This is a genomic window from Kitasatospora sp. NPDC056531, from assembly GCF_042794375.1.
Classification (GTDB): domain Bacteria; phylum Actinomycetota; class Actinomycetes; order Streptomycetales; family Streptomycetaceae; genus Kitasatospora.
On record NZ_JBHTTU010000311.1, the window covers coordinates 1 to 1,986 of the forward strand.

The 1,986-nt window shown below is 67.5% G+C and carries 1 protein-coding gene; it reads left to right on the forward strand.

Annotated features, from left to right (window positions below; genetic code table 11):
• Positions 1-1,986: type I polyketide synthase (locus tag ACFQ87_RS45960; RefSeq protein WP_380617003.1), on the forward strand; the 1,986-nt coding region annotated here is incomplete at both ends.

The window sequence follows — 1,986 nt, forward strand, 5'->3', positions numbered from 1 at the left end:
CGGCCTTGCGTCGGACGGGCGGTGCAAGTCCTTCTCCACCGACGCCGACGGGACCGGCTGGTCCGAGGGCGCCGGCGTCATCCTCGTCGAACGCCTCTCCGACGCCCAACGCAACAACCACCCCATCCTCGCCGTCATCCGCGGCACCGCCGTCAACCAGGACGGCGCCTCCAACGGCCTCACCGCCCCCAACGGCCCCTCCCAGCAACGAGTCATCCGCCAAGCCCTCACCAACGCCCGCCTCACCACCACCGACATCGACGCCATCGAAGCCCACGGCACCGGCACCACCCTCGGCGACCCCATCGAAGCCCAAGCCCTCATCGCCACCTACGGCCACAACCGCCCCGACAACCAACCCCTCTACCTCGGCACCATCAAATCCAACCTCGGCCACACCCAAGCCGCCGCCGGCGCCGCCGGCATCATCAAGATGGTCCAGGCCATCCGCCACGCCACACTCCCCCGCACCCTCCACATCACCACCCCCACCACCAAGGTCGACTGGACCGAAGGCAACATCCACCTCCTCACCGAAACCCTCGACTGGCCCCAACTCGACCGCCCCCGCCGCGCCGGCATCTCCTCCTTCGGCGTCAGCGGCACCAACGCCCACATCATCCTCGAACAAGCACCCCCCACCACCGACACCACCGACACCACCAACGGCACCGACACGCCCCTGCCGCTGCTCCTGTCCGCCGCCACCCCCCAAGCCCTCCAGGCCCAAGCCACCCAACTCCACCACCACCTCACCACCCACCCCGACCTCACCACCCACCAAACCACCCACACCCTCGCCACCACCCGCGCCCACCTCCACCACCGCGCCGCCATCCTCACCACCCACAACGACCGCGACGCCCTCCTCCAAACCCTCCAAGCCCTCGCCACCAACACCCCCCACCCCCACCTCATCACCTCAACCGCCCACCAACCCCGCTACGCCTACCTCTTCACCGGCCAAGGCGCCCAACACCCCCAAATGGGCCACCAGCTCTACACCACCCACCCCACCTACGCCCAAACCCTCGACACCATCTGCGACCACCTCGACCCCCACCTCGACCACCCCCTGCGCGACGTCCTCTTCGCACCCCCCAACACCCACCACGCCACCCTCCTCAACCAAACCCTCTACACCCAAACCGCCACCTTCGCCCTCCAAATCGCCCTCCACCGCCTCCTCGAACACCACGGCCTCCACCCCCACGCCCTCACCGGCCACTCCATCGGCGAACTAGCCGCCGCCCACGCCGCAGGCATCCTCAACCTCCAAGACGCCTGCACCCTCATCGCCACCCGCGCCCGCCTCATGCAAAACCTCCCCACCGGCGGCGCCATGATCGCCATCCAAGCCACCGAAGAAGAAATCACCCCCCACCTCACCAACCACACCCACCACGCCTCCATCGCCGCCATCAACTCCCCCGACAACATCGTCATCTCCGGCGACACCACCACCATCACCACCATCGCCAACCACTTCGCCAACCAAGGCCGCACCACCAAGCAACTCCCCGTCAGCCACGCCTTCCACTCACCCCTCATGCACCCCATCCTCGACGACTTCCACAAAGTCGCCGAAACCCTCACCTACCACCACCCCACCACCCCCCTCATCTCCACCGTCACCGGCACCATCCCCGACAACCCCGACCACTGGACCGACCCCACCTACTGGACCAACCAGATCCACCAACCCGTCCGATTCCACCAAGCCCTCCAAACCCTCCACACCCACAACATCACCCACACCATCGAAATCGGACCCCACCCCACCCTCACCAACCACGCCACCACCACCCTCCCCACCAACACCACCCACACCCACACCCTGCGCCGCAACCAACCCGAAAACCACACCCTCCACACCGCCCTCGCCCACGCCCACACCAACGGCATCCCCGTCACCTGGACCAACCACCCCACCACCCCCACCCCCCTCCCCACCTACCCCTTCCAACACCAGCACTACTGGCTCCA